Consider the following 25,965-nt stretch of genomic DNA (forward strand, 5'->3'; position numbering starts at 1 on the left):
TAATCCTTTAGTCTCTCATGCCACGTTAATCGCCGATTTTAGTGACTTATAGTGCTTGAGTAAGTGCGGCACTTATAGCAATTGTAAATAACAATATTAAAGCCGCAAGTCCTTTAATTACACCTTTTATACGTTTATATGAGAATTCATTATTCCTTTTATCGTAATGATCGATAATTTCAATCAACAGATATAAAGCACCTAACAAAAGAGCAGCAAAAGCAAAATATACGGCATTACCTTGAAAGGTAAATTCACCTCTTCCTAGGGGGAGATAAAGAGTGCCGCTGTAGACGCCATAAACCCCATAACAAAGTAAAAAAATAATAAGTGTTTTTTTAGCTAACCGCTTTCGCCAAGGAATATCATTTGCAACATAGTTGTCTTTATTTTCTGACGGGTTTTTCCCACAACGCATACATTACCTCCTTGATAAAAGGTTAATTTTTCTTAACGCCTTTAAGCTCATTTAAAGCTACTTCTTCAGTAAACATAGCGAAACTATATGCTCCAGAAATTGAAAGAGTACTTACATATGCACCGATGTTGCCTAGTTCAGCAGTAAGGCGAATAAAATACCTCTTATCCGCTTCAAATAGGTATTTAAAACTCATCTCACCAGCCCTCCAATTAGACATGAAAGCGCCTTTTTTAACGGTGAATTTATTGTTACCTGATAATAAATTCAGTATTTTAAAACCACCATTACTTAAATAAAATTGATTTTTACCGTTAAGTTAAATCGTTCGAGAAGCTGCACCGTCTAACATTGCCCATGGACGATAAACATAAACCCTATGACTATCAATAGTATTAAGTTTTGAAAATTCTGGTCCATTAAAAACATCTCCAACCCCAAAAACACATGTCCATGCTTCAGACATATAATGCCCATCTATATAGCTATTTTTAAGGATTTTATTTTGTGATTCTAAAATCGAGCATAAAAAATTTGCCCACGGCCACTATAAAGATATAACAACTTATTCGCCAGGCTTAAGCGACATACTCTGTCAGCAAGCGATTTTATATATCTTGTGTTATTTATCGTTAAACAGCTTTAATGATAAATAACAGCTATTTTCAAGTCAAAACAGCCAGTACAAAATCCAACACTATTTATCGTTTAGTATCATAGGTAATAGTGTCTCAATTATAATCTTTCTGGAAAGTTACAAAAAATGCCATCAATGTTTAATTTTTTTACTTTGGCAATGTCATCATAGTCATTAACCGTATAAACATAAACTTGTAAACCTTTTTGATGTGCATCATTAACAAAGTCCTGATTGATAAAGTCTAGGCTTAAGTTGATGGATTGAGCATTAAGTTGAACGGCACAATCAGCATAAGAGAGAGGAACGCCTTCAAGCAAAACACCAATGGGTATTTGAGGATACAAATGTTTAAATTTATTTAATTCATGATGATCAAATGAAGAAACCATAAAATCAAGCTCAGACCAGCCCTTTTCATTTATATATTTATCGATTACCTGATACGTTGCAAATGCGGTACTTCTTCCTTTTAATTCAATATTTACTATCACGCTTTTATCAACAACATCCAACACTTCTTCAAGTGTTGGTATAAGTTCACCTTTTCCCGCATCTAGTTGTCTTAACTCAGTAAAGGTTTTATCTTCAGTATAGCCGACACCATTGGTTGTTCTGTCTACTTTATCGTCATGTATTACAACAAGTTCACCTGTTTTACATACATATACATCTAATTCTATCGCATCAACATGCAACGCTAATGCTTTTTTAAAAGATCTTATCGTGTTTTCAGGTTCATGACCCATTGCGCCACGATGTCCTATTTTTAGTATCTTTTTATCCAAAATTCATTTCTCTTTATTTTCTATAATAAAATAATTAACACAGCGGTATCAATACCCATAGCGCTCATTAACAAGCGCTAATCGTTAAGCATCACGAACGCAATATCTAAGTACTGGGGTAGCTTTTTAATGCTTTTTTTAATGGCGCTAAGTGAGACTCATAATTGCGCCATTGTTCAAGACCACTTTGATAAATAGGTTGTCGAACCTGCTCAGAGCTAGGTGTGCGAACAGCGCGTTTATTTGTGTGAAAATCAATACAAGCCTGCTCAAAAGGAAGTCCACAATAGTCTAATATTCGCCTAACTTGGCTTTCCAAATCGGCAACCACATCTTCATACTGCACCCGTAAAATCTTACCGGGTAATGCTTTGTCCCAATGGTCCATTAGCTCAACATAACTGCGATAATAATGCCCAATGTCTTCGAGATCATAGGAAAACTGCTGTCCCTCACCAAACAATTGTTTGAAGCCGCTAAAACAACAGGACAAAGCATCGCGTCTCGCATCGATAATTTTGGCGTTAGGTAAGATCAGCTTGATAAGCGCAATATGTCGGAAGTTGTTCGGCATTTTGTCGATAAAAAACATCGCTCCTTGGCGGTGATGCCGAGTTTCTTCAATATACCGCTCACCCATTTTAGTAAGGTCATCAGCGGAAATATTGTTTAGAATACCAGGATACTTGGGATTATCTTGGGTGGCTTGTCGACCATTTAAGCGATGCGCTAGACCGATAATGTTAGCCAATTCCATCGTCCCATCAACCTGTGAGTGTGAAGAGAGGATTTGTTCTAAAAGTGTCGACCCCGCTCGAGGTAGTCCAACAATAAATATAGGATCAGGAGCAGAGCAACCAGTTTGTTTATGGCTATTGAAAAACGCCGCGTCAAAATTATTTTTCTGAAATTCGAACGATAACTCGAGGGATTTGCTGTCAAATCGGTCTTGGTCGCTCTTGAGCTTGTTACCGCGATGGTAAAAAGAGAAGGCTTCGTCAAAGAGTTCGCTGTCTTCTAAATCTTTGCCAAGAGCAAAGCAAAAATGAATTTTATCATTTATCGATGTTGTCGGGCTTGCTTCTTTATCCCGCATTTGCAGACGTTCATCAGAGGTAAACCGGTAAGTTTTTAAATTGGCCAAACTCCAGAACGCATCACCAAAATCAGGTTTGAGATCATAGCTTTTACGGTAAGCTTGAATCGCGTCTTCAACACGCCCCATCGTTTTTAATGCATGACCAAGAGTTAAGTAGATAGCATAATTAGCTGCGCTGCTATTCAATACACTTTCAAAGGTGTTTATAGCTGCTTCAAAATCACCAGTGGCTTGTTGTGCATTGCCGAGGCCAATTTTAAAAGTTGAATTTTGCGGGTCTGAATCTAATAGAATTTTTGCTTGCTCAAGTGCCTTATTAAATTTTTGTCGTTTATGCAGAACATGAACATAATCAAGGCGGGCTCTTTTGTAATTTGGTTCAAATTCAAGGCAACTGGCTAATAAGAATTCCGCGTCGTCAAGAATTTGAAACTTTGTGCCTAACTCAGCAAGTAAGCGCATAGCTTCGGGTTGATGAGGGTTTTCTTTGAGAAAATGACGACAGAGCCATTCTGCGCGATGTAATTGCTTTTGGTATATTAAGCTAGAAACTGAAACTAATGCTGGTGGCAAGCTAGAGAGCCAATCAACACGTTTTTTAGCTTCCTGACGCATTGGATAGTCAGGTTGATCAGCTAGTGCGCGCCAACTCCCAAACAAAGCTGGATTTAAGGCAACCGCTTTTTCAAATGACGCTATCGCTTGGCTGGTGTTCGCCATTGCTTTATGAATATAACCTTGCTCTTGATGCGCCCTGCCATGATCCGGTTGTTTAACAAGAATTTGATCCAGACTTGCCATAGCCTGATTATATTTTTGTTGTTTACGCTGACAGACTGCAAGACAATAAGCACCTTCAATATGTCCTGGCTTTTCCGCAAGCATATCTTCTAGGTTCTTGGCGGCTTGGCTTAAGTGGCCTTTTTGAATCAAAAGTTGACACTGTTTAATAACTTGGTCTGGTTGGAGGTTTTTCAATTGATTTGGCAAAATAATGTCTCGGTAAATATCAAAATACAGTTGATATTGTCTATAAATATCCAGAAAAAAATGGGTCGACGTTATTAAACGCCGACCCTATCTTATCTTAAAACACTTTAAAATAATCTAAAATGCTAATAATCATAGCTTATTCTAAAGCCAACGGTGCGAGGTCTCGTTGGCGAAACCCTAAAGACATTATCAGCTGAACCCGCAGCAACTTGTCCAAGAGAGTCGGTAGCATTGTCAATAAAGAGTGTTGCTTTCCAATCATCTTTCCCAATAGACGCTGATAGGTTAACCTGATTGTAAGACGGTAACTCGACTCGATCAGCAGCAACTAGGCTATTAAAACGTGAGTCTGTCCATTTGAATACGCCTTGAAAAACAGCAGCGAAATCGCCGATATTTTGATAGTAACGCGCGCCAACCACACCTTCATTTTCTGGTGCGTAAGGGAGATTCGACCCTACAGGTGTGATATTAACTAAGGTATTTGGAATATCAGTCAATTCTGAGTCGATGTAGCTAAATGAGCCAAAAAGATCGATATTATCGGTCGCAGCCCAGTTAAGTTCAAATTCAACACCGTTGATATCAGCAGAGCCAACATTATCAAAGAATGAGCTATTAGCGATACTAAGATCAAGAACACCTTGCTGCATGTCACTGAAATCTACATTGTATATCGCGCCATTAAAACGCAAAGTATTATTAAGCCAAGTTGTTTTCCAACCTAATTCGAGACTGACGACATCATCGGTATCAAAGGTAGCGGGAATGCCACCCGTGCCAACTGCACGATTGAACCCACCGCCTCTAAAGCCTTCAGAATACGTAGCATAAAACATCGCGTCAGCATTCATTTTCCAGCGTATATTAGCTTTATAAATGGTTCCTGATATCGTTGCAGGAGTCAGACCAGCAAGTCTTGAATCGACATTTGTTCCAGCATCAGCCTCTGGTCCAGATGCTCTTTGGCCAAAAGGTGATTGTCCCATCAAGCCCATTTCAATATTATAGTGACGTGCACCAACGGTTACGGTTACCTCTTCAGTAACGTCGTAAGCAAGTTCACCAAATACCGACATTTCTTCACGGTCTGATTGATAATCATTGAAATAAGTTACGCCTGGCGGTCGAGCACTACCATCGGTATTAGTGAAAGCACCCGGTATCGGAAAGTTTGGTGAAAATCCAGCGGCAATAGACCCGGCATAATTAAAGTCAGTTAAAGTATTAAGTTGCTGATCATCATAAAAGACACCACCAATCGCTCTAAAACGGTCTTCCGCATTGGTTGCAACACGAATTTCATGCACAACACGTTCTGTTTCAAATTGCTCAGAAGTGGTCATCACTGGGCTAAAGCATTCATCATAGCCAGGGTAACTACAAGTGTAGTAAGGAACGTAGGGGCCTATTTCAATATAAGCGGTATAGTCAGTATTACCTTGGAACGTACGGTTGGTGAACGAGCCATTATAAATGACTTCAAGGCCGCCAAGCATACCATTCAACGTCCACTGTGTAAGGTCAACTTTATCATCACCAGCCGTAGGAGAAAAAGTTGCTGTGTTTAAGTCGTCTTCAGTACTAATAGACGGATCATATTCAAAAGAACCTTCAGTATCTAACTGTTGATTTGTGTGCTGTACTAACAAATCCCATTCGTCGTTGATTTGCCATAAGCCACTAATTCTGACGCCACGATGTGTCGCTTCATTGTAATCATCTTTTGCAAGTGTAGCGTTACTTACTACCTGTCGAGATGAAGGAACGCTGCCACCCAATCCTGGATTAGTTAATGGTAATTGCGTTGTAGAAAGCGCATTATCAATAAATCCACCGTCAGTAGAATTATAAGCAGCAATTCTTATGGCAAACTCATCTTCTATAATAGGAAGATTGACATAACCTTCAGTTTTATTACTGATGCCACCGCTCTTAGTCGACGACATACCTACCTCGCCACCTGCGCTGAATTCGTCCAACACTGGTTTATTGGTAATAAGACGAACGGTACCTGCCTGTGAACTAGCGCCAAACAATGTGCCTTGAGGACCTTTTAACACTTCGATACGTTGCAGATCGACTGCATATAAATCGATATTACGACCAGGGGTAGTGATTGGGGTTTCATCAAGGTAAAAAGCAACACTTGGCTCGCCCCCTATGCCTGCAAGTCTTACATCGGCACGACCGGCAGATACACCACGGATATAGGTTTCTTGCTTACCTGGTCCTTGACCTTCAGAGCTAACGCCCGGTAGTAATGCAATATAATCTTCAAAGCTGTCAATGCCGAGTTGCTGGAGTTGTGCGCCACTAATGGCTTGAACGGCAAGTGGCACTGCTTGTTGGTTTTCTGAACGGCGAGTTGAAGTAACAACTATAGTTTCGATCTGACGCTCAGTCTCAACTTTTTTGTCATCTACTTTACTCTTTTCCTGAGCTTGAACGGCACTATTGCTTAATGCAAGAGCTATTGCCATGGTCAATACGGTTTTAACTGGTCGGTTTTTATGATACATAGGTACCCTCGTTGATTATTTTCTGTGACTTAGCTAATACTAAGTAAATTAATAGATCAATATCGAAGCAAAACGCTTATCTGCGACAACCTTTTGCTTCTTGGTGACAAACCGTCAAAAGTTTTCGTAAACAGCTATGTCCTAAAAATCATCTGCAATATAACTTAATGGTTAATAGCACAGAAATTTTTGAGTTGTAGCATACTACAATATCGGAAAGATTACTGAATATAGCTAAAATAAACAGCAAACTTCGGTGAAAAAACGGTATTTAGAAGAAGTAACGATTAGCACTACTTTCGAGGATTATTTAAGCTATGGCGATAAACTCTTTAAAGGGTTAAAGAGTTTATGCATTAAACGCCAGTGCTTGATGACACTTTATTCTGACTTTGCCGCTTTATATTCTGCATGCATAAATGCCCAAACAGATACAATGCCCACCGCTGAAATCAATATAAGCATATTCATAAAACTAGACCAACCGCCCGCACTATCTGCCAACCTTCCGCCAATAAAGGCAAATGTTGCGCTGGCCGCAAAACCAAAAGCATCAATAAAGCTCACCAGTTTTGCACTGTGTGGTCCACCATATTCGATAGAAAATATTGACATAGGTAAGTAATAAGCAGGAGAAATTGAAAAAGCGAATAAGAAAATTGCGCTCAAAGCCACAATGTAATTCACTTCAACACTCAAATTAAACCAAGATAAATACTTCAAGGTCAGAATACTCAATAAACTTAGTGTCATCGCTATCGTTAATACGGTGCGAATGCCCTTTTTTGAAAAACGGTCATAAAATGCTATTGAAGCTAACAATCCAGCCAAAGAACCTATAGGGAAGATAGTAGAAGCCATTGCTGCCTGTGAGGGAGATAATTGATAGGTTTCCATAAGGTAAACAGCAACAAAATCTAAAAAGGCCATCATACAAGTAAGCATCATTAACATCAGCACCACTAACCAAACTCTTGGGCTTTTAACAAATGCTAACATACCGGCACCCATGCTAGTATCTTGAAGTGGGTGGTTATATTTGTTATCAACTGCCTGCTTTGCTGCTTTGGCTAGCGCTATACCTTCATCACTGGTATCGGTATGATCACTTTGATTTTCTCTAAAAAAGTTGGGGTTTTCTGGTTTCTCTTGTAGAAAAAAATAACAGCCAATAAAAACAACCAATGCAAAAGCCGCAGCGATGAAGGCTACTGAGCGCCAATCCATAAAGCTTAACAACCAACCAAAGAACAAAGTTGCTAACACAACACTGAATCTAGAGCTGGTAGAGATAATACTCCAAACTCGTCCATAATGATGAGGGTGATACCATTCTCCAACCAGTTTGGTCATAGCTGGCCAGCCTGAAGATTTTGTACAGTACAACAGGAATGAAAAAACAGTAAAAGCCATTACATTAGGAGAGAGTCCAAAAGCGATAACAAAAAGCGCCGTTAGAAAAATGCCAATCAAAAAAGTAAAACGCCCACCTATAATATCAGCAAGGGGCCCCCAAATAAGTTTACCGACCAGTGCACCTAAAGTACCATAAGCAGCAAAATCACCTAGATTAGTTTTTGTTAAGGCTAAGGTTTCATCGGCAAGCAAGGCAGGACTCAGGATAGTGACCATTTGACGACAAATCATCATGGCGGCATAACCAAGATACATGGCGATAATAATATTTAATTGCTGTGGGGGTCGGTTAGACATAATTTCTCTGTGAACAGTTGTAATATAGTTAACGGAACTCCTATAAAACACTGGCTCTGTTGGGTTAATGATTATGGATTCGATGATACTATGTTATTCAGTAGTTTACGTCAAATACGCCAAAAAAATTAGCCTTAGATCAAACTGGCAATAATTACAGGCGTACTAGTCTCAAGTAAAATGACGAGATTTTTATTCAAAAGATTTTGAGTTTAGATTAAAAAGATAATAGTTACAGTCTCTATCTTTGATAACAGCATAGTTATTGCAGGGGTTTAGTTCAAATAGGAATCTATGTAGATCATAGAAATATAGACTTGTAGTGTTAGTGAAGATTATAATTAACTGAGCAGAAAGCCAGTAAAAAGGTGGTACCCGGAGACGGACTTGAACTGTCACACTCTATGTTCAAGTGAAATGACGAGATTTTTATTCAAAAAGATTTTGAGTTTAGATTAAAAAGATAATAGTTACAGTCTCTGATAACAGCATAGTTATTAGCCATAATCGATATTCTCTCGTTAAGCAGAAAACAGAATTGAATTTAACTATAAATCATAGAACGTTTATTCAGAAGTTATTACAAGGGTTTAGCTCAAATACGAATCTATGTATTTCATAGAAATAAACACTTGGGGTTATAGTGAATATTATAATTAACTGAGCAGAAAGCCAGTAAAAAGGTGGTACCCGGAGACGGACTTGAACCGTCACACTCTATGAGCGAGGGATTTTAAATCCCTTGTGTCTACCAATTCCACCACCCGGGCATCGGATAATTCTTTTTAAAGTAGAGATTGGCTCCCTACTAACTCTTAATTTACTAAGAGATGTTTTTACTATTTAGTTTATCTAAACACTAAACATTGGAGCGGCTAACGAGACTTGATATCTTTTGTTAACAGCTGACATACACGTTAGCTAAGCTAATGCATTAAGAGCTGAGCTACAGTCACTTATTCATATAAATGTGAATTATTTATTTTAAATTACTGAACAGAAAGAACAGTATAAAGGTGGTACCCGGAGACGGACTTGAACCGTCACACTCTATGAGCGAGGGATTTTAAATCCCTTGTGTCTACCAATTCCACCACCCGGGCATCGGATAATTATTTTTAAAGTAGAGATTGGCTCCCTACTAACTCCTAAATTATTAAGAGATTTCTTACTATTTAGCTTGTCTAAAGGCTAATTTTGGAGCGGCTAACGAGACTCGACATCTTTTGTTAACAGCTGAAATTCACATTTTCGTAAATGTTTTACTCACCATACTATATTTAGCTTGTCTAAACGCTAAATTTGGAGCGGCTAACGAGACTCGACATCTTTTGTTAACAGCTGACATTCACATTTTCGTAAATGTTTTACTCATCATACTATATTTAGCTTGTCTAAACGCTAAATTTGGAGCGGCTAACGAGACTCGAACTCGTGACATTCACGTTGGCAACGTGATGCTCTACCAGCTGAGCTACAGCCGCTTCGTAGATTAAGTAATATAATAACATTACTTAAGGTTTTCTTTTCTTTAATAAAATTTGGAGCGGCTAACGAGACTCGAACTCGTGACATTCACGTTGGCAACGTGATGCTCTACCAGCTGAGCTACAGCCGCTTCATTACTTGCTATTATAAGCAAGGTTTAATTTTATCTGCATGCGCCAACATACACCATCTAACTAACCGCTTTACCTTACTAAAAGAAAAGTGGTACCCGGAGACGGACTTGAACCGTCACACTCTATGAGCGAGGGATTTTAAATCCCTTGTGTCTACCAATTCCACCACCCGGGCATCGGATAATTATTTTTTATAGTAGTGATTGGTTCCCTACTTCTTAGTATTCAAACTAAGTCCTTCTTACTTCCAACACTTATAAATAAGTAATGGAGGCGGGTCCCGGAGTCGAACCGAGGTCCACGGATTTGCAATCCGCTGCATAGCCATTCTGCCAACCCGCCGAATCCTTTGAACTAATAATAATTTAAAAAATCATTACAAATCAAACTTGGAGCGGCTAACGAGACTCGAACTCGTGACATTCACGTTGGCAACGTGATGCTCTACCAGCTGAGCTACAGCCGCTTCATCTGCTGACTCCCTGTCAACTTGGGACGCATTCTACATTGAAATTATTTGGAGTCAACAGTTTAATTTCAATTTTGTTTTGACTGCTCAAAAAGCGGCTAATTTGACGTTTTTTTAACTAAATATATCATTTTCTAGCTATTTTGTTTGGCTAACTCTGGCCAAGCTACTTTAAAATAGGCCAGCATTGACCAAAAAGTAAGCACAGTAGCTATCGCATAAAAGCTATAAGCGATAAACATTAAAATTTCATGTGGAAAATGAAACAGAATTAATGGGATATCATAATCTGGTTGCCAAATTAATCCCATAATGCCTAACATTTGCGCGGCAGTTTTATATTTTCCCATTTGAGAAACGGCAATTTCATCACGCTTACCTCGTGAAGACATAAATTCACGCAAGGCACTGATAAAAATTTCACGAGCAATCATTAATATCGCTGAAATGGAGATCCACCATAATTGATAATCTTGAATAAGGAGCACTAAAGCAGCAACAACCATCAATTTATCAGCGACTGGATCGATAAAGGCGCCAAATGCTGAAGATTGGTTTAATTTACGTGCTAGGTAACCATCTAGGGCATCACTAATAGCAGCAAGCCAGAATACGGCAAATGCGCCGAAGTGATTCCACGAGACAGGTAAATAAAATACCACTAAAAAAACAGGTATTAATAGTATCCGGAACATGGTGATTTGATTTGGAATGGTCCACATAAATTTATTTTTCTACTAAAGCAACAAGCGTTGACGCATTCTACACATTACAAGCAGAGACGTAAATTTTTATCAAAAAATAGCAATAATAATTGTCAGTAATAGCGGCGGGTATATTATAGAAAAACGCTTAACTTATTTATCATGTAAGGCGTTATATATTGTATCGGCTAGAACAGTACTAATACCTGGTACCTTTTCAAGCGTCGTTCTGTCGGCTTGCATCACTTCTTGGAGCCCGCCTAAATATTTTAATAAGGCTTGACGTTTTTTCGCGCCAATCCCCTCAATAGATTCAAGTGTCGATTTTTTGCTAGCTTTTTGACGCTTGGCTCGGTGTCCGGTAATCGCAAAACGATGTGATTCATCACGAATATGCTGCACTAGATGTAAAGCTGGCGAAGTCGAGGGTAATGAAATTAATTGATGACTACCCGCCAAGATTAACGTTTCGAGTCCGGGCTTGCGCCCTTCACCTTTTGCAACGCCAACCAATAAGGGAATTTTCTCTAATGCTGTATCAGCTTGCCATTGAGCAAAAAAGGCTTCTGCTTTTGACAATTGCCCTTTACCTCCATCAATAAAAACAATGTCAGGCATATTTTCCATGCTGGTCACCTTGCCATAACGTTTATTGAGGGCAAACGCCATCGCCGCATAATCATCGCCAGGAGTGATACCATAAACATTATAACGACGATAGTCGCTTTTTAACGGCCCTTCTTGATTAAAAACCACATTGGATGCCACGGTTTGTTGCCCCATGGTATGACTAATATCAAAACACTCAATTCGGTTAATACCCTGATCAAGTTCAAATACTTCATTTAATGCAGAAAAGCGTGCTTGCATTGAAGCTTTATGACTATTCTTAGTGACTAATGCATTTTTCGCATTGGTACAGGCTAACTTTAAATATTGCGCACGCTCACTACGAACACTCGTTGATATTTTTACATTGCGCTCCGCTTGCTCACTCAAAAGCTTAGTAAGCTCTTCAATATGTTCAAAGCTTTCACTGATGACTATTTCTTTGGGGATAGCTGCACTTTTTAAGTCTTGCCCTAAGTAATGTTGACTAATAAAGGCTTGGTAAACTTCGGCTTGATCTGTATCGCCAGGAATACTAGGGAAGTAGCTTTTACTGCCTAATATCTTTTGATCACGTATAAATAAAACGTGTACACAAACCTGGGACTTTTCAATATATATACCTATAACATCAAGTTCAGCCACAATACCACTAACAAACTGTTGCTTTTGAACTTGTCGTAAGGTGGCAATTTGATCTCGGTACTTAGCTGCAGCCTCAAAATTTAAGCTTTGACTGGCTTGTTCCATTTCAATCACTAAGCTATCAATAACAGTCGAACTTTTGCCGCGTAAAAATAATTTAGCTAGATCAACTTGCTGCTGATAATCCACTGCTGATATTTTATCAACACATGGCGCAGAGCAACGATTTAATTGATATTGCAAACAAGGACGACTGCGCGCACGATAATAACTATCTTCGCATTGACGAACCGGAAATAACTTTTGCATTAAACGAAGACTTTCCCAAACAGCGCCGACGGTTGGATATGGACCAAAGTATTCACCTTTAACTTTTTTTCCGCCTCGGTGTACGCCTAACTTGGGGTGTTTATGGTCCGTTATTAGTAAATAGGGGTAAGACTTATCATCTCGTAATAAAATATTATATTTAGGCAGGTATTTTTTAATGTAGTTGTTTTCAAGAATTAACGCTTCGCCCTCAGTATGGGTAACGGTAACGTCAATCGCCATAATGTGGCTAACTAATACTTTAGTTTTGGTGCTGCCGACATCTTTACGAAAGTAACTGGCGAGGCGTTTTCTCAGCTGTTTAGCTTTTCCTACATAAATAACTGTTTGGTGTTTATCGTACATCCGATAAACACCCGCCTGCTCAGAAACGGAAGAGAGAAAAGCTTGGTGATCAAAAAGAGATTGAGAAGTTGGCAAGGTTTATAACGTTTCTGTTTTGATCATACCGTGACGAATAGCGAGATGAGTAAGTTCTACATCATTACCAACGTTTAACTTTTCAAACATTCTGTAACGGTAGCTATTAATTGTTTTGGTACTTAAAATTAATTGTTCTGAAATATGAGGCACTTTTTCGCCACGGGTGATCATCAACATAATTTGAAGTTCACGTTCAGACAAGGTATTGAATGGGTTTTCTTCATTAGATTTAAACTGACTTAGTGCCATTTGCTGAGCAATATCTGGTGTTATATAACGCTGCCCACTATTAACTGCTCGAATGGCATTAACCATTTCATCGGCACCCGCACCTTTAGTTAAATAACCTGCGGCGCCAATTTGCATCACTTTGGTAGGAATGGGATCTTCAGAATAAACGGTTAACACAATAACTTTTATATCAGGTGAATAGCGAATTATTTTTTTAGTCGCTTCTAAGCCACCTATACCAGGCATGTTCATGTCCATTAACACAACATCGGGTTGATTTTTACGACAAAATTGTACGGCTTCTTCTCCTGTTTCGGCCTCGCCAATAACCTTAAGTCCTTTTACGTCGTCTAGAATCCTACGTATTCCTGTACGAACTAACTCATGATCATCGACCAACAAAACATTTATCAACAGAGATTCACCTTAATTTACAATTTTATTATCTTGAAGAATACTGTAATAAATATTCCTTATATGATTAGAGCATATAGGGTATTAACAAGCAGTACAATTGAATTCAACCATCTTACATTGAAAAAGTCCGGCATAAATATAGCACTGCTTTATTAACCTACAAATAAGCTAACCTTTAACTATAAATCATGCTTTTTTAACCAGTTATTTAACAAACCAATTTGACCATTTTTATAAGCGGCATAAGTTAATCTAACCGCATTACTTAAAATAACGCTGTCCGTCCATTTTGTCTGTTCAGCGATTAACTCATAGCAATTTTGCGCTTCTGGAGACAAATAGCCACGCATTTCTTTTTTACCACACTCTTTTTGTCGTTCTCGATAGCGCTTTTGTTTTTCTGCGTTACTAAATGCTTTTTTATTCTCTTTCATCAGTAGGTTACCAAATTATCTAAAATAAAAACAAGGTTATGCGTAACCAAATAATATATAAAAAAATCATAATAATCTAACTTTATATTAATAAAACTCAAATAAAGCACTGCTCGGAGTTGTTTAGTGTACAGGTGTTCGCTAAAGTAGCGAATAATTTTATTACTGAAAGAAAGTGACCTCATGTTAGATCAAAATTCATACTCTAAAGAAGACTTAGTAAAAGCGGGTACCGGCGAAATGTTTGGCGAAGGAAATAGCCAATTACCTTCAGACAATATGTTGATGATGGACCGTATTGTTTCTATCACTGAAGATGGTGGCGAATATGGTAAAGGTGAGATTATTGCTGAACTTGATATTAGCCCAGACCTTTGGTTTTTTGATTGTCACTTTAAAGGTGATCCCGTCATGCCTGGTTGTTTAGGTTTAGACGCTATGTGGCAACTTGTTGGTTTCTTTCTTGGTTGGTCTGGTGGTCCAGGTCGTGGCAGAGCGTTAGGTGTAGGAGAGGTTAAATTTACAGGTCAAATTTTACCGACCAATAAAAAAGTTACCTATAAAATCACCTTAAAGCGTGTTATCAAACGCAAATTGTTCATGGGTATTGCTGATGGCGAAGTATTAGTTGACGGCAAAGTTATCTATACAGCTAAAGATTTAAAAGTGGGCTTATTCACTGACACCACTTCTTTTTAGCCTTATTTATATAAAACTTATCTGACGTTTATATAAAACATAACAATACTTTACGTCATTTGTGATAAAGCCTACTTTTTAAACAGTAGGCTTTTTTATTTTATTAATTTCTGCCTTTATTTACGATACTCTGCTAAATTAACTACATTAAATTTCTGTCGCTATTCTTAAAATTATCTTTATGATCAAGTTACCCTCAAGTATTTATAACAGTACCAAATTAGTCTTCATTGTGATGATTTCGCTGGTGTTAGTTTTTATTCTAAACAATGTATGGCAGTTTATCAGTCATATTGATGAACTTTCTTTTAGTAAAGATTCTTCTTTAGTGACAAGTGATTTTAGCTACACTATTGATCGTGACAACAGTTTAGACATTAAAACTCTCATTAAAAACAAAGAGTCTAAAGCGCTATTTATTCCTTCGTTAGCTAATGATATACCTTACGAATTAGGTCATCAATCCTATTGGGTAAAGATTAATATTAATAACAATACCGCAAACATTCAAAGTGTTGTATTGCATGCCGATAATAGTAGACTAGCCTTTTTTGATGTCTATAAAGTCAATGCTATTTTAGAAAGCACAACACAAATAGCACAGCAAAAGCCAACGCCTGAACAAGAAACCTTATTAGATGTTTTTCCTCACGTAGCATTTGACCTGCTGGAAAAAAGCACGGTACAAGTTATTGCGCATATAAAAAGTAATGGCCCTCCGAATATCCCCTTAATCCTTTATAGTAAAGAAAATTTCGATAAGCGTACTGATTATGTACAGATGACTTTTGGGATTTTTATTGGCATTATGCTTTTGATGGCTGCCTATAACTTTGTGCTGTTTTTTGCGACAAAAGATAAAGTTTACTTGGTTTATATTGGCTATTTGTTATCCGCCTTTATTGTTATTGCTGGTGTAACTGGCTATGGCTATCTGATTTTTTCCAAACAAATTCAATATATTATCCATGAGTATTCGTTATTTTTAGATTATTTTATGATATTTTTCTTGTTACTTTTCTCATTATACTTCTTACGTTATGACCAAATAAAAGGCAAGTTTTATAGAGTGGGCCTAACATCTTGCCTACTGTTAATACTTGTCGCTTTTTATTCACTGACCTTAGATCAAATTGCACAAACCAAACTGTTTTTTTCGATTCAACCGATATTTATTTTATATGCACTATTTATTATTTTTAGAAGACTGTCTAAAGATTTTGCCTGGGCTCGATTTTATTTCATTTCATGGTTACCTTTTTTAGCTGGAGCGGCCATTCAACCACTGGTGTTATTAAATTATGTTGATTCGACATTCATAACACGTAATGCATTTCTATTTGCGGTGATGATTGAAATTACTTTTATGGCTTTTGCCCTCGCTGAACGCATGCGCAGGAATGAGCAAGATAGAATTCATGATATCAGTTACCATGATTTTACCAAATTACCCCGTAAGTCGATGCTTGAAAACGCGATGAACGAAATGAAAAATTCGGGTGAAAACGATTTTTGTGTATTAATAATTAAACCAGAACATATCGAACAAATATCACTTTATATCGATGATAAAGCTAACGCTGCTTTATTTAAACGCCTAAGTCGTCGCTTAAGCTCATTGTTTATTCATAATGATGCTATCGTGGAATTATCTTCTAACCACGAAAAAATTTGTTTCTTAGAAAATAACTGCCTAGCTATTATCGTTAATCACGAGAAAAACCAGCAAGACTTGCCTATTTTGATCAAATCAATACAACAGCTTATCTCTGAGACATTTCAAATAGACGACCTTAAGTTGCCCTTGTCAGCAGTAATTGGCGTCGCTAACCACCCAGAACATGGCAGTGCTAATTACTTATTGATTAATCATGCCCTGTTAGCGGTAAACGATGCACAGCTCGTCTATGGTCGTTGGGCTTATTATCAAAGTGAAAAATCAGATCACACCAGTTATTTACTCAAACTCGCCACTGATTTAAAAGCAGCGATAGAGCATAACACCCTAGCAATATACCATCAGCCACAAATAGATCTGAAGACCTTACGAGTTTGTAGCAGCGAGTGTTTGATTCGTTGGGATCATCATCGTGAAGGTTTTATCTCACCTGATATTTTTATTCCTTTAGCTGAAGATTTAGGCCTTATTAATCAGCTAACGTTATGGGTTATTAAACGTTCTTTAGCACAACACCAGCAAATTTTAGTCAATAATAATCATATGGTCTCGATTAACATTAGTGGTAAAGATATTGCTCATGAGCACTTTTTTACCAATGCACTGAGTATTATTGAAGAAAGTGGCATAGCCGCTGAAAAAATAATTTTAGAATTAACCGAATCGGCGTCAATTAGCCATAACCAGCAATCTCTTGAGTTAATCCAAAAATTAGGCGATTTAGGTTTCACTATCAGTATTGATGACTTTGGCACGGGGTATTCATCTATGGCGCAAATTAGCCACCTGCCTTTTCAAGAGCTTAAAGTTGACCGACAATTTGTTGAAAATGTTAATGATGATCACAAACGTAAAACCATTGCAGAAGCAACCGTTAAAATGGCAAAAGGTTTAGGTTTAGAGGTTGTCGCTGAAGGTATTAATAGTCAAGAAGATGAGGACACATTACGTAGTTTTGGTTGCGATATTGGGCAAGGCTACTACTACGCAAAGCCTATGCCCATTGATGATTACCTTGACTGGTTGGCTTCACAAAACAATGGCCGAACACAAAAGCGTATCGACCTTGATGGTGAGTTCATTCCTGCTGATAAAATCTAGAATAATCTATTTTCTAAAGTTTTACCGTTAGTCAATTGTGAATATTGCCATTTGTGTTGATGACAAAGCTTTAATATTTGTAAGTCTAACGGTTCGCTGTCAGGAGAAACGAGACCGGTAGTGATCAAAAACTCATTGTTTTGCGTCTGTTCAATATGCTGTACATCGGCAACCCCAGCCATTAAAGGTAAAAAGTTATCGTAGGCCTTCCTCATTCTAATCGTTAAGAAACCTTGCTGTTCTTCGCTTTGCAAGTTTTGATGTTGTTTTAATTGTCCCTTCTCTATATACAAGACTTGGCTACATAATCGCTCTAGTTCACTCAAATCATGAGAACTTAAAATAAAGGTAATTTCTGATGATAAAGATGCAACGAGCTGACGAACTTCTCGGGCATTTATTGGGTCAAGTCCCGCGGTTGCTTCATCCAACATCACTATTTCTGGCGAGCCAATTAACGTTTGGGCAATAGCAACACGTTTACGCATACCATGTGATAACTCATCAGGCTTGGCTTTTAGCGTGTCAGCTAAGCCAACAAGCTCTAACGTTCTATGTGCTTCTTTTTGTGCATTCTTGCGAGTTAGACCTTGCAGTTGGGCATAAAAGGTTAATTGATGTGCAATAGAAAAACGAGGGTCAAACTGAGCATCTTGTGGTAAAGCCGCTAATCTGCCGAATAGGTTGCCGTCTCCAGCCCTTAATCCTGCAATAGTGATAGTGCCGCTACTGGGCAATAGATAACCACATAAAAGGCTAAATAAAGTTGTTTTACCAGCACCATTGGGTCCAACTAAAGCAATCGGTTGCCCTTTTTCTATACTAAATGATACTTTGTCTAACGCTAGATGATCGCCAAATGATTTTGAAAGATTATCAACTTGAATTAATGGCGCAGATTGGCTATTAAGTAAACTCATATTGATGCCCTCTTTAGTAGTTTATCCGCAACAAATAATAAGACAATCGTTTGTAATATAGGAATTAAATAATGGTAAAAATCGAGTCCATCTAATGAAACTACACTGCTAATTTGTGTACCCGGAAAAATAAAGTTAAGAAAAAGTCCACTGTCTAATTGAAATTGAATAAAACCTATCAATAGCGCTCCTATGGTATAAAACAAAATACCGGCAACAATGCTCATTTTTGCTGAGGATAAAATACTATTAAAAAATGACATCAGTGCAATGAAAGGTAAGATGATAATTGCTAATTCAATAAACAAAACTGCAGCTTGTTTTAACGCAGGTAAAAACAAAGCATTATCGCGAACTGTCGCTAAAATAACACATGCCAGTAACGTTAATAATATAAGGCTAACAAGCGTAAGGAATTGACCTAAAAATCGTCCTATCAGTATTTCACTACGCGAGGCTCTTAACGTAATAAAACGCAGCGTTCCACGAGCACGGTCGGAACAAGTTTGATCACTACTGACTAAAAAAGTGAATATTGGAAATGAATAAACTGCGACTAGCCAATAAATAGAAAATTCAGCGACGGGCCATTTCAACAAAGCACTTAATCCCAATGAGCCAAATAAAGAACTTGCTGCCAGCTTAAATCCATCGGAAAAAACAAGTTCAGTGGCTGAACTGATCACATAAGTCAAAAGTATGAACCAAACAGCACAAAATGCCATTAAGGCGATCAAGCCATTTTTAGTATTGAAAATACGCTTCAATTCAAATTGCGTGAGAATAGATAGTCTATGGATGTTTAACAAATTAACGCCTGCTAATGATTATTTTTCAATACCATAAAGGCACAGCTCACAAAATGCGAGTGTTATTTTTTTTCAAAAGTGGCAATAACACCTGCGATTGTCATTCAGTTTATATATAAAAAAAGCCAATCAAAATTGATTGGCTTTACTAATATATCTAAAGATGGAAAGACTATATAAACTTATCGCCTGCGAGTAGCAACGGACTCACTCAGTTGTGACAACAAGACTTCTGTATCAGACCAGCCAATACAAGCATCGGTAATACTTTGACCGTATGTTGCCACTTCACCATCAACCAAATCTTGGCGACCTTCTACTAAGTGACTTTCAACCATCACGCCAAAAATATTGTCATTTCCGCCACTGATTTGCTGACAAACATCGTCACAAACAAGCATTTGATTTTTAAACTTTTTACTACTGTTAGCATGACTAAAGTCAATCATGATATTGGTATTAAGTGCAGACTTATCTAACTGCTCAGTCACAACTTTTACACTGTCTGCATCAAAGTTTGTCGTTTTACCGCCTCTTAAAATGATATGACAATCTTTATTGCCTGTCGTTTGCACAATAGCAGAATGACCATATTTAGTGACCGACAAAAAATGATGAGAAGCACTTGCTGCGCCAATAGCATCTATAGCGACTTTAATGGTGCCATCTGTGCCATTTTTAAAACCGACCGGACAAGATAATCCTGAGGCGAGTTCTCTATGAACTTGGCTTTCAGTAGTACGAGCCCCAATTGCCCCCCAACACATAAAATCAGCCATATATTGTGGCGTAATCATGTCTAAAAACTCACCCGCTGTTGGCATCCCCATATCATTTAGGTCGAGTAATAGTTTACGACCGATACGAAGACCGTCATTGAGCTTAAAGGTGTTATCCATGTAAGGGTCATTAATTAAACCTTTCCAGCCCACCGTTGTTCTTGGTTTTTCAAAATAAACCCGCATCACAATTTCAAGCGTGTCTTTATATTTTTCACGAAGCTTAACTAACCGATCGCCATACTCTAATGCTGCATCGGTATCATGAATTGAACAAGGACCAATCACTACAAGCAAGCGATCATCTTTGTTATTAAAAATATTACTAATGGCTTTACGCGCAGAAAATACCGACTTAGACGCTTCTTGAGAAGCTGGAAATCGCTCAATAAGTGCGATTGGAGGTAATAATTCTTTAATTTTACTGATGCGAACGTCGTCGGTTTGGTAGAACATAGTCATTTCTCTTTACTTCAATACTAAAAAGTACAGTAATTGCACCGCTTAGAATTTATTTTCATTGTGTATGTCTAACTCGCTGGCTAGACTCCTAGATGGGTAACCCATCAACAACTTAGCAGTGTTAATCGGACAATACCAATAGAAAATGCCTTAACAACAATATATCGATAATGTTGGCAATAATGGTGATTTTTCGCCAAGAATCAACACTACTTTAATGAATTTATTTTACATCTACACTTGAAAAACAAATATTTTGCCACACATAGTCAATATTAATAACTAATGTACTTTTCTTATGTGGCGTACTTTTTCGATAACCCTGTTTTTATTTGTTTTAGCTGCCACGGCTAATGCTTTACCTATTGAAAATTCAGCTGATAGTCATTTAACTTTTTCTAGTATATCGACTCTTGGAAAAATTGACTCCCACACGCCATCAAACGTTACCGTTTTAATAGATAATATTGCCCCCGATGACGTGGCTAAATTACCGCGCTTAAATCGAGTTTGCGCCTCTTTATTTATTAATGAAATACAAACCACTCCAAACTATCTGCTCGTTACTGAGTTTTTTCCGCTAAAACTCTCTGCAAGTTTATTTAAAAATCTTGCTAACCCACCCGTTCAACTTAATTGGTTTGAACAACTGAGTCATCGTTCAAACTCCAATCGACTTGCTGGTTGGAAAGATGGCAATACCTTATATAAAGCTCGTCTGACATATCATTCATAGATTCATCATCTAACCATTATTGACTAACCTTTTCCTTTTTCATGTCGCTGTTTTAACAGTGGCCCTTGTTGTATGCACTTTTCTAAATTTGAGAGAGTGCAGGTAACAAAATTTTCGAGATTTTATGATGAACTCACCTAAAAAGAAGCCTTATCGTTACATTACATGGCAAAACCTACTCATTTTATTTACCTTACTTTTTCTCTTAATTAGTGCCCTGCCCAATTTGTATGGAGATAGAGTAACAATTCAACTCTCGCCTATAAATAGTTCCGTGCAACAACTGACCACTTATCAACTTAAAGATTTATTGGCTAAGCACAGCTTATCGGTTGATAAAATTCACTCCCTTAATCAAACCACATCAATAACGCTCAGTAATAAAACTGACCTAAAATCAATTAATGAACTGTTATTTGTTGAATTTAATAATGATTATAACATTGAAAATTCAGTGATAAGTAACTCACCCTTATGGTTACAGTCGCTTGACGCTAAGCCGATAAAGTTAGGTTTAGATTTAAGTGGTGGGGTATTATTTGTGCTTGAGGTCGATACAAAACAAGCCTTACTTGAGCGTTTTAAAAATATAGCATTAGCAATAAAAACTCTTGCCATGGAAGAACGAATTCGAGGGGTTAATGTTGTTCAAAGTAAGTTAGGTCTATCTATTGAAAACTATCAACAAAACCTTTTGGTGAGCTTTCCTAACGTAGAAAAAAGTAAAATTGATTTACTTTTTAATAAAATAAAAGCAGCTTACCCTGAATTATCTCAGCAAAAAAATCAAAATAACCAAGTAACCTTGTCATACTCATCACAAAAAACAGCTCAATATCGCCAAGAAACTATGCAGCAAACATTAAAAACAATGCGAGGAAGAATAGCAGAGTTAGGTATAACTGAAGCGGTAACACTGCAACAGGGGAAAAACTATATCCGTATTGAATTGCCTGGTGTCCATGATCCAGATGAAGCAAAACGCATCATAGGTGCTACAGCTTCACTTGATTTTTATCAGCTTGCAGAAAATTCTACAGCTGCGGGTATATTACGTATGGCAGACGAGCATGGCAGAGCATTTAACTTAAACAGTCAGGTGGTTTTTTCAGGCAGCAATATTAAAAATGCCCGTGCAGGCCAAGATCAAATGAGTATGCCTTTAGTCAACCTAACCTTAGATGCTATAGGTGGTAAGAAGATGTCACAGTTTTCTAAACAAAATATCGGTAACACTATGGTGACGGTATTTTCTGAGTTTTATCGAAGTGCTGATGACAAAATGGTCAAAAAAAGTAAAATAATCAATGTTGCCACAATCCAACAACACTTAGGCTCACAGTTTAGTATTACCCATATGCCCAGCCAACAAGCGGCACAAGAACTGTCATTATTATTGCGAGCAGGCTCGCTAACAGCGCCAGTAACTATAGTAAAACAGCGCACTATTGAAGCGACACTGGGCGAAAATAATATTAAAAATGGTATAAAAGCACTCAGTATAGGCATGGGTTTTACTTTGGTATTCATGGCTTTTTGGTATAGAGCTTTAGGGCTTATCGCCAATGTGGCGTTGACACTAAACTTAATGAGCTTACTGGGCCTAATGTCGTTGCTCCCTGGAGCCGTACTTACTTTACCGGGCATCGCTGGTTTAGTGCTAACAGTTGGTATGGCTGTTGATACTAATGTCTTGATCTTTGAGCGGATAAAAGAAGAATTAAAGCGCGGTCATAAAGTATTATCTGCCGTTGAGCAAGGTTACAAAAGTGCATTTTCAACAATTCTTGATGCCAATATTACCACCATGATCACCGGCATCATTTTATACACCATAGGGAATGGCCCAGTAAAAGGTTTTGCCCTTATTTTGTGTTTAGGTATTTTAACCAGTATGTTCACTGGCGTTTTTGTTTCTAAAAGTCTAACAAACCTTGTCATTCGAAAAAACAAAGCTCAACTATTAGGCGTTAATGTATGAAAAATTTAAACATAAATAAGAAGTCTAAATTAAGTGTTTTTCGCCTAGCTGGTTGTTTTTTAGCAATAATTTTTATTGTTATAGCACTACTTGGGCTATTTAATAAAGGTTTAGCACTAGGTTTGGATTTTACTGGCGGTTACTTAACTGAATTTTCGACAGAAAAATCGCTCAGTCAACAGGATATGAATAGCTTACTCGGTAATTATCTCCCTGAAAGCTTTAAACTAACCTCTGCAGAACAAGGCACTCATTGGAGTGTTCAACAAGCAGACAATAACGCCAGTTTACAAGATAAGGCATGGCTGACTCATTTTGCTGATAAAAACCAATTAAATATCACTCCACAAGATGCTATTTATATTGGCAGCCAAGTGGGTGAAGAGTTAATTAACCAAGGTGGCTTAGCACTGTTAACCGCAATTATTGTCATTTTAATGTATTTGTCTTTTAGATTCGAATGGCGTTTAGCCGCGGGTGCTGTTATTGCACTTTTTCATGATGTGCTGATTGTATTGGGAATTTTTGCATGGTTTGATATCCCCTTTGATTTAACAATATTAGCGAGTTTATTAGCTATTGTAGGTTACTCCTTAAATGACTCTATTATTGTCGGTGACAAAATTAGAGAAATAATGAAATCTACGAATGACGTCACAATAGATGAAGTGATCAATCAAGCCATAAAATCAACCCTAGTGCGAACGATGATCACCTCAGGGACAACTTTAGTGACTATTATGGCTGTTTGGGGCTTTGCCGGGGAGTCTTTAGCGGGTTTTTCTATCGCGCTATTCTCAGGTATTTTAGTGGGCACGTTTTCTTCTATCGTAATTGCGGCAACAGTGCCACAGTTACTTGGGCTAACCGCTGATTATTATCAACAAAAAGAGTTAGAGGTCTGTCCTTTACCTTAATGTAAACAGTTTCAGCGACACTTGCCGACACTAGGATATTTACACTTAAGTAGATATCCTAGTTTTATTCGCTGCCATATTTAAAGCTGATTATTGTTCAAAAAGTGAAGCTAATCTGACTTTATAAAGATTATTGCTGGCCCCATAAAACTCAATCGTCTGTTCAAATACAAAACCAAGTTTTTTTAATAATACGTTAGAGGATGTGTTTTCTAGTGTTGTGATCGCGACAACATTTACCGCATAATTATTGTCATAACCAACTTTTAATACTGCTAATGAGGCTTCTCGAGCAAAGCCTTGCGAGCAGTATTCAGGTAACAAGGCATAACCTAAGTCAGCATATTCCAATTCAGGCCGCTTTAACAAACCACAGAGACCAATCGGTGTGTTATCACTTTTCAAAGCGACTAAATTTAGCCCAAAACCCTGTTCGCTATAGCTTGCGAGTGGACCATTAACTAAGTAGGCAATTGCATCTTTGCTCTCTCTAACCCCTTTATCGCCAATGTTTTTAATAAAAGCATCATCATTTAACAATTGCAGAACAAATTCATGGTCCTGCTCATTCAAATGCCTAATCGTTAACCTTTCTGTTGTGCATAGCAGCATATAAATTCCAAACTTTTAACGCGTAAAACCTAAGCTTTATTTTCTAAGGCCGCATTTAATCGATCAAAGCCTCGCGCAAGGTCGGCAATTAGGTCATCAACATCCTCTAAACCTATATGCAGGCGAATTAATGGATACTCATAGTTCCACTTTGTCGCTGTCCGCAAACGTCCAACGTTGGTATTACCCAAAATTAAACTTTCAAAACCACCCCACGAATAGCCCATTTTAAAATGTTCCATACCATCGAGTAAGGCATTAAGTGATTGTTTATCGCCACGCGTTAATACAAAAGAAAACAACCCGTTAGCGCCAGTAAAGTCACGCTTAAAATATTCATGGCCTGGGCACGACTCGAATGCTGGATGAAGAATAACGTCAACTTCATCGCGTGTTGCTAACCAATTAGCCACTTTTAGCGCACTAGTTTGATGTTGTTTTAAACGCACACCTAAGGTGCGAATGCCACGCATTGCCAAATATAAATCATCAGGTGAAGTACATTGTCCCATCAGATAACTATTTTCTCGCAGTTGCGGCCAATACTCTTCTGTTGCTATTGCCGTGCCTAACATGACATCAGAATGACCAACAATGTATTTAGTCGCTGCTTGAATCGAAATATCAACACCGTAGTCAAAAGGTTGAAAGTTGACCCCAGCAGCCCATGTATTATCGAGCATAACCATACAACCATGCTGGTGAGCAACTTCAGCAATACCAGGAACATCTTGAACTTCCATGGTGATAGAGCCGGGAGACTCTAAGAAAATTAGTCGAGTGTTTTCTTTAATAAGTTCAGCTATATCTCGGCCAATAGTAGGATCGTAATAAGTCGTTTCAACGCCAATATTGACCAGTATTTTATCGCAAAAATCACGGGTTGGTTCATAAGCGGTATCTACCATTAGGATATGATCACCGGTTTTAACAAACGACAGAATAGCGTTAGTGATCGCCGCGGTACCCGACGGATAAATAGCACAACCGGCGCCTCCTTCGAGATCAGTCATAGCATCAGCGAAAGCAAAAGCCGTTGAGGTGCCTCTTCGGCCATAGAAAAGAACTTGATTACCACGATTTACTGTTGCGTAATTCATTTCTTTAACGGTATTAAAAACAACAGTGGATGCCCGTTCTACGGGAGGATTAACAACGCCACGCGTCCATTTTGATTTTCGTCCCGCATTGACTATTTTGGTATCGTTGATCATGAT

Annotated in this window: 21 protein-coding genes and 7 tRNA genes; 5 read left to right on the forward strand and 23 right to left on the reverse strand. The window is 37.9% G+C overall.

The window, feature by feature from the left end; translation table 11 throughout:
- Nucleotides 1-46 precede the first annotated feature (46 nt).
- The 18 genes from ESZ26_RS12640 to ESZ26_RS12720 form a co-directional block, all read right to left on the reverse strand.
- The gene (locus tag ESZ26_RS12640) at nucleotides 47-418 is read right to left on the reverse strand and encodes a hypothetical protein (protein ID WP_146799855.1); all 372 of its coding nucleotides are present in this window, start codon (nucleotides 416-418) and stop codon (nucleotides 47-49) included.
- Nucleotides 419-440: 22 nt separating this feature from the next.
- On the reverse strand, nucleotides 441-638 hold the full coding sequence (locus ESZ26_RS12645) for a hypothetical protein (protein WP_146799856.1): 198 nt from the start codon (nucleotides 636-638) through the stop codon (nucleotides 441-443).
- A gap of 99 nt (nucleotides 639-737) precedes the next feature.
- Complete coding sequence (locus tag ESZ26_RS19250) at nucleotides 738-884, reverse strand: hypothetical protein (RefSeq protein ID WP_170246374.1); 147 nt, start codon at nucleotides 882-884, stop codon at nucleotides 738-740.
- Nucleotides 885-1,153: 269 nt separating this feature from the next.
- Entirely contained in the window at nucleotides 1,154-1,843 is a 690-nt protein-coding gene (locus ESZ26_RS12650) for a glycerophosphodiester phosphodiesterase (RefSeq protein ID WP_211361228.1), read from the reverse strand.
- 106 nt (nucleotides 1,844-1,949) lie between these two features.
- The gene (locus ESZ26_RS12655; RefSeq protein ID WP_223271625.1) at nucleotides 1,950-3,875 is read right to left on the reverse strand and encodes a tetratricopeptide repeat-containing sulfotransferase family protein; all 1,926 of its coding nucleotides are present in this window, start codon (nucleotides 3,873-3,875) and stop codon (nucleotides 1,950-1,952) included.
- A 182-nt stretch (nucleotides 3,876-4,057) separates the two neighbouring features.
- Nucleotides 4,058-6,457 carry a TonB-dependent receptor gene (locus ESZ26_RS12660; protein ID WP_146799858.1) on the reverse strand — a complete coding sequence of 800 codons (2,400 nt, stop codon included), beginning with the start codon at nucleotides 6,455-6,457 and terminating at the stop codon, nucleotides 4,058-4,060.
- Between the two features lie 381 nt (nucleotides 6,458-6,838).
- A complete protein-coding gene (locus tag ESZ26_RS12665) occupies nucleotides 6,839-8,170 on the reverse strand; it encodes an MFS transporter (protein ID WP_146799859.1) in 1,332 nt (443 codons plus the stop codon).
- Nucleotides 8,171-8,854: 684 nt separating this feature from the next.
- Nucleotides 8,855-8,940: transfer RNA gene (locus ESZ26_RS12670), tRNA-Leu, on the reverse strand.
- Between the two features lie 247 nt (nucleotides 8,941-9,187).
- Nucleotides 9,188-9,273: transfer RNA gene (locus ESZ26_RS12675), tRNA-Leu, on the reverse strand.
- A gap of 305 nt (nucleotides 9,274-9,578) precedes the next feature.
- Nucleotides 9,579-9,654: transfer RNA gene (locus tag ESZ26_RS12680), tRNA-Gly, on the reverse strand.
- A 58-nt stretch (nucleotides 9,655-9,712) separates the two neighbouring features.
- Nucleotides 9,713-9,788: transfer RNA gene (locus tag ESZ26_RS12685), tRNA-Gly, on the reverse strand.
- A gap of 93 nt (nucleotides 9,789-9,881) precedes the next feature.
- Nucleotides 9,882-9,967: transfer RNA gene (locus ESZ26_RS12690), tRNA-Leu, on the reverse strand.
- A 93-nt stretch (nucleotides 9,968-10,060) separates the two neighbouring features.
- Nucleotides 10,061-10,134 (reverse strand) — tRNA-Cys (locus tag ESZ26_RS12695).
- A 48-nt stretch (nucleotides 10,135-10,182) separates the two neighbouring features.
- Nucleotides 10,183-10,258: transfer RNA gene (locus ESZ26_RS12700), tRNA-Gly, on the reverse strand.
- Nucleotides 10,259-10,395: 137 nt separating this feature from the next.
- Entirely contained in the window at nucleotides 10,396-10,983 is a 588-nt protein-coding gene (gene pgsA, locus ESZ26_RS12705) for a CDP-diacylglycerol--glycerol-3-phosphate 3-phosphatidyltransferase (protein WP_146799860.1), read from the reverse strand.
- Nucleotides 10,984-11,118: 135 nt separating this feature from the next.
- The gene (uvrC, locus tag ESZ26_RS12710) at nucleotides 11,119-12,969 is read right to left on the reverse strand and encodes an excinuclease ABC subunit UvrC (RefSeq protein WP_146799861.1); all 1,851 of its coding nucleotides are present in this window, start codon (nucleotides 12,967-12,969) and stop codon (nucleotides 11,119-11,121) included.
- Between the two features lie 3 nt (nucleotides 12,970-12,972).
- Complete coding sequence (gene uvrY / locus ESZ26_RS12715) at nucleotides 12,973-13,617, reverse strand: UvrY/SirA/GacA family response regulator transcription factor (protein WP_146799862.1); 645 nt, start codon at nucleotides 13,615-13,617, stop codon at nucleotides 12,973-12,975.
- 182 nt (nucleotides 13,618-13,799) lie between these two features.
- On the reverse strand, nucleotides 13,800-14,054 hold the full coding sequence (locus tag ESZ26_RS12720; protein ID WP_146799863.1) for a hypothetical protein: 255 nt from the start codon (nucleotides 14,052-14,054) through the stop codon (nucleotides 13,800-13,802).
- Nucleotides 14,055-14,237: 183 nt separating this feature from the next.
- Between ESZ26_RS12720 and fabA the strand changes: the two genes are divergently transcribed.
- Nucleotides 14,238-14,753, forward strand: coding sequence for a bifunctional 3-hydroxydecanoyl-ACP dehydratase/trans-2-decenoyl-ACP isomerase (gene fabA, locus ESZ26_RS12725; RefSeq protein ID WP_146799864.1), 516 nt, complete (start codon nucleotides 14,238-14,240; stop codon nucleotides 14,751-14,753).
- Between the two features lie 181 nt (nucleotides 14,754-14,934).
- Complete coding sequence (locus ESZ26_RS12730; protein WP_146799865.1) at nucleotides 14,935-17,532, forward strand: GGDEF domain-containing phosphodiesterase; 2,598 nt, start codon at nucleotides 14,935-14,937, stop codon at nucleotides 17,530-17,532.
- Here the strand turns inward: ESZ26_RS12730 and ESZ26_RS12735 are convergent.
- The 3 genes from ESZ26_RS12735 to aroG all read right to left on the reverse strand — a co-directional run bounded on the left by ESZ26_RS12735 (nucleotide 17,529) and on the right by aroG (nucleotide 20,496).
- The gene (locus ESZ26_RS12735) at nucleotides 17,529-18,452 is read right to left on the reverse strand and encodes an ABC transporter ATP-binding protein (RefSeq protein WP_146799866.1); all 924 of its coding nucleotides are present in this window, start codon (nucleotides 18,450-18,452) and stop codon (nucleotides 17,529-17,531) included. The genes ESZ26_RS12730 and ESZ26_RS12735 overlap by 4 nt on opposite strands.
- Nucleotides 18,449-19,261, reverse strand: coding sequence for a hypothetical protein (locus ESZ26_RS12740; protein ID WP_146799867.1), 813 nt, complete (start codon nucleotides 19,259-19,261; stop codon nucleotides 18,449-18,451). The genes ESZ26_RS12735 and ESZ26_RS12740 overlap by 4 nt, the downstream gene beginning before the upstream one ends.
- Before the next feature lie 182 nt (nucleotides 19,262-19,443).
- Complete coding sequence (gene aroG, locus ESZ26_RS12745; RefSeq protein ID WP_146799912.1) at nucleotides 19,444-20,496, reverse strand: 3-deoxy-7-phosphoheptulonate synthase AroG; 1,053 nt, start codon at nucleotides 20,494-20,496, stop codon at nucleotides 19,444-19,446.
- 304 nt (nucleotides 20,497-20,800) lie between these two features.
- Between aroG and ESZ26_RS12750 the strand changes: the two genes are divergently transcribed.
- The 3 genes from ESZ26_RS12750 (at nucleotide 20,801) to secF (ending at nucleotide 24,136) form a co-directional block, all read left to right on the forward strand.
- Nucleotides 20,801-21,238: a hypothetical protein gene (locus tag ESZ26_RS12750; protein ID WP_146799868.1), complete on the forward strand. Its 438-nt coding sequence runs from the start codon at nucleotides 20,801-20,803 to the stop codon at nucleotides 21,236-21,238.
- 127 nt (nucleotides 21,239-21,365) lie between these two features.
- Nucleotides 21,366-23,219, forward strand: a complete 1,854-nt coding sequence (gene secD / locus ESZ26_RS12755) for a protein translocase subunit SecD (RefSeq protein ID WP_146799913.1) — start codon at nucleotides 21,366-21,368, stop codon at nucleotides 23,217-23,219.
- Nucleotides 23,216-24,136, forward strand: coding sequence for a protein translocase subunit SecF (gene secF, locus ESZ26_RS12760; protein WP_146799869.1), 921 nt, complete (start codon nucleotides 23,216-23,218; stop codon nucleotides 24,134-24,136). The genes secD and secF overlap by 4 nt, the downstream gene beginning before the upstream one ends.
- 90 nt (nucleotides 24,137-24,226) lie before the next feature.
- Here secF and ESZ26_RS12765 read toward each other — a convergent pair whose 3' ends face one another.
- Together ESZ26_RS12765 and ESZ26_RS12770 are read right to left on the reverse strand one after the other, a co-directional pair.
- A complete protein-coding gene (locus tag ESZ26_RS12765) occupies nucleotides 24,227-24,748 on the reverse strand; it encodes a GNAT family N-acetyltransferase (protein ID WP_146799870.1) in 522 nt (173 codons plus the stop codon).
- 29 nt (nucleotides 24,749-24,777) lie between these two features.
- Nucleotides 24,778-25,962: a cystathionine beta-lyase gene (locus ESZ26_RS12770; RefSeq protein WP_146799871.1), complete on the reverse strand. Its 1,185-nt coding sequence runs from the start codon at nucleotides 25,960-25,962 to the stop codon at nucleotides 24,778-24,780.
- Nucleotides 25,963-25,965 lie beyond the last annotated feature (3 nt).

This window comes from Colwellia hornerae (genome assembly GCF_007954355.1).
In the GTDB taxonomy this organism is placed as follows: domain Bacteria; phylum Pseudomonadota; class Gammaproteobacteria; order Enterobacterales; family Alteromonadaceae; genus Colwellia_A; species Colwellia_A hornerae.

What these genes read in the sequence shown, in the direction of transcription:
- ESZ26_RS12640 (WP_146799855.1), bottom strand. Translation starts at nt 418, where the DNA reads ATGCGTTGTGGGAAAAACCCGTCAGAAAATAAAGACAACTATGTTGCA.
- ESZ26_RS12645 (WP_146799856.1), bottom strand. Translation starts at nt 638, where the DNA reads ATGTCTAATTGGAGGGCTGGTGAGATGAGTTTTAAATACCTATTTGAA.
- ESZ26_RS19250 (WP_170246374.1), bottom strand. Translation starts at nt 884, where the DNA reads ATGTCTGAAGCATGGACATGTGTTTTTGGGGTTGGAGATGTTTTTAAT.
- ESZ26_RS12660 (WP_146799858.1), bottom strand. Translation starts at nt 6,457, where the DNA reads ATGTATCATAAAAACCGACCAGTTAAAACCGTATTGACCATGGCAATA.
- ESZ26_RS12665 (WP_146799859.1), bottom strand. Translation starts at nt 8,170, where the DNA reads ATGTCTAACCGACCCCCACAGCAATTAAATATTATTATCGCCATGTAT.
- pgsA (WP_146799860.1), bottom strand. Translation starts at nt 10,983, where the DNA reads ATGTGGACCATTCCAAATCAAATCACCATGTTCCGGATACTATTAATA.
- ESZ26_RS12720 (WP_146799863.1), bottom strand. Translation starts at nt 14,054, where the DNA reads ATGAAAGAGAATAAAAAAGCATTTAGTAACGCAGAAAAACAAAAGCGC.
- fabA (WP_146799864.1), top strand. Translation starts at nt 14,238, where the DNA reads ATGTTAGATCAAAATTCATACTCTAAAGAAGACTTAGTAAAAGCGGGT.
- ESZ26_RS12730 (WP_146799865.1), top strand. Translation starts at nt 14,935, where the DNA reads ATGATCAAGTTACCCTCAAGTATTTATAACAGTACCAAATTAGTCTTC.
- ESZ26_RS12735 (WP_146799866.1), bottom strand. Translation starts at nt 18,452, where the DNA reads ATGAGTTTACTTAATAGCCAATCTGCGCCATTAATTCAAGTTGATAAT.
- aroG (WP_146799912.1), bottom strand. Translation starts at nt 20,496, where the DNA reads ATGTTCTACCAAACCGACGACGTTCGCATCAGTAAAATTAAAGAATTA.
- ESZ26_RS12750 (WP_146799868.1), top strand. Translation starts at nt 20,801, where the DNA reads ATGTGGCGTACTTTTTCGATAACCCTGTTTTTATTTGTTTTAGCTGCC.
- secD (WP_146799913.1), top strand. Translation starts at nt 21,366, where the DNA reads ATGAACTCACCTAAAAAGAAGCCTTATCGTTACATTACATGGCAAAAC.
- secF (WP_146799869.1), top strand. Translation starts at nt 23,216, where the DNA reads ATGAAAAATTTAAACATAAATAAGAAGTCTAAATTAAGTGTTTTTCGC.
- ESZ26_RS12765 (WP_146799870.1), bottom strand. Translation starts at nt 24,748, where the DNA reads ATGCTGCTATGCACAACAGAAAGGTTAACGATTAGGCATTTGAATGAG.
- ESZ26_RS12770 (WP_146799871.1), bottom strand. Translation starts at nt 25,962, where the DNA reads ATGATCAACGATACCAAAATAGTCAATGCGGGACGAAAATCAAAATGG.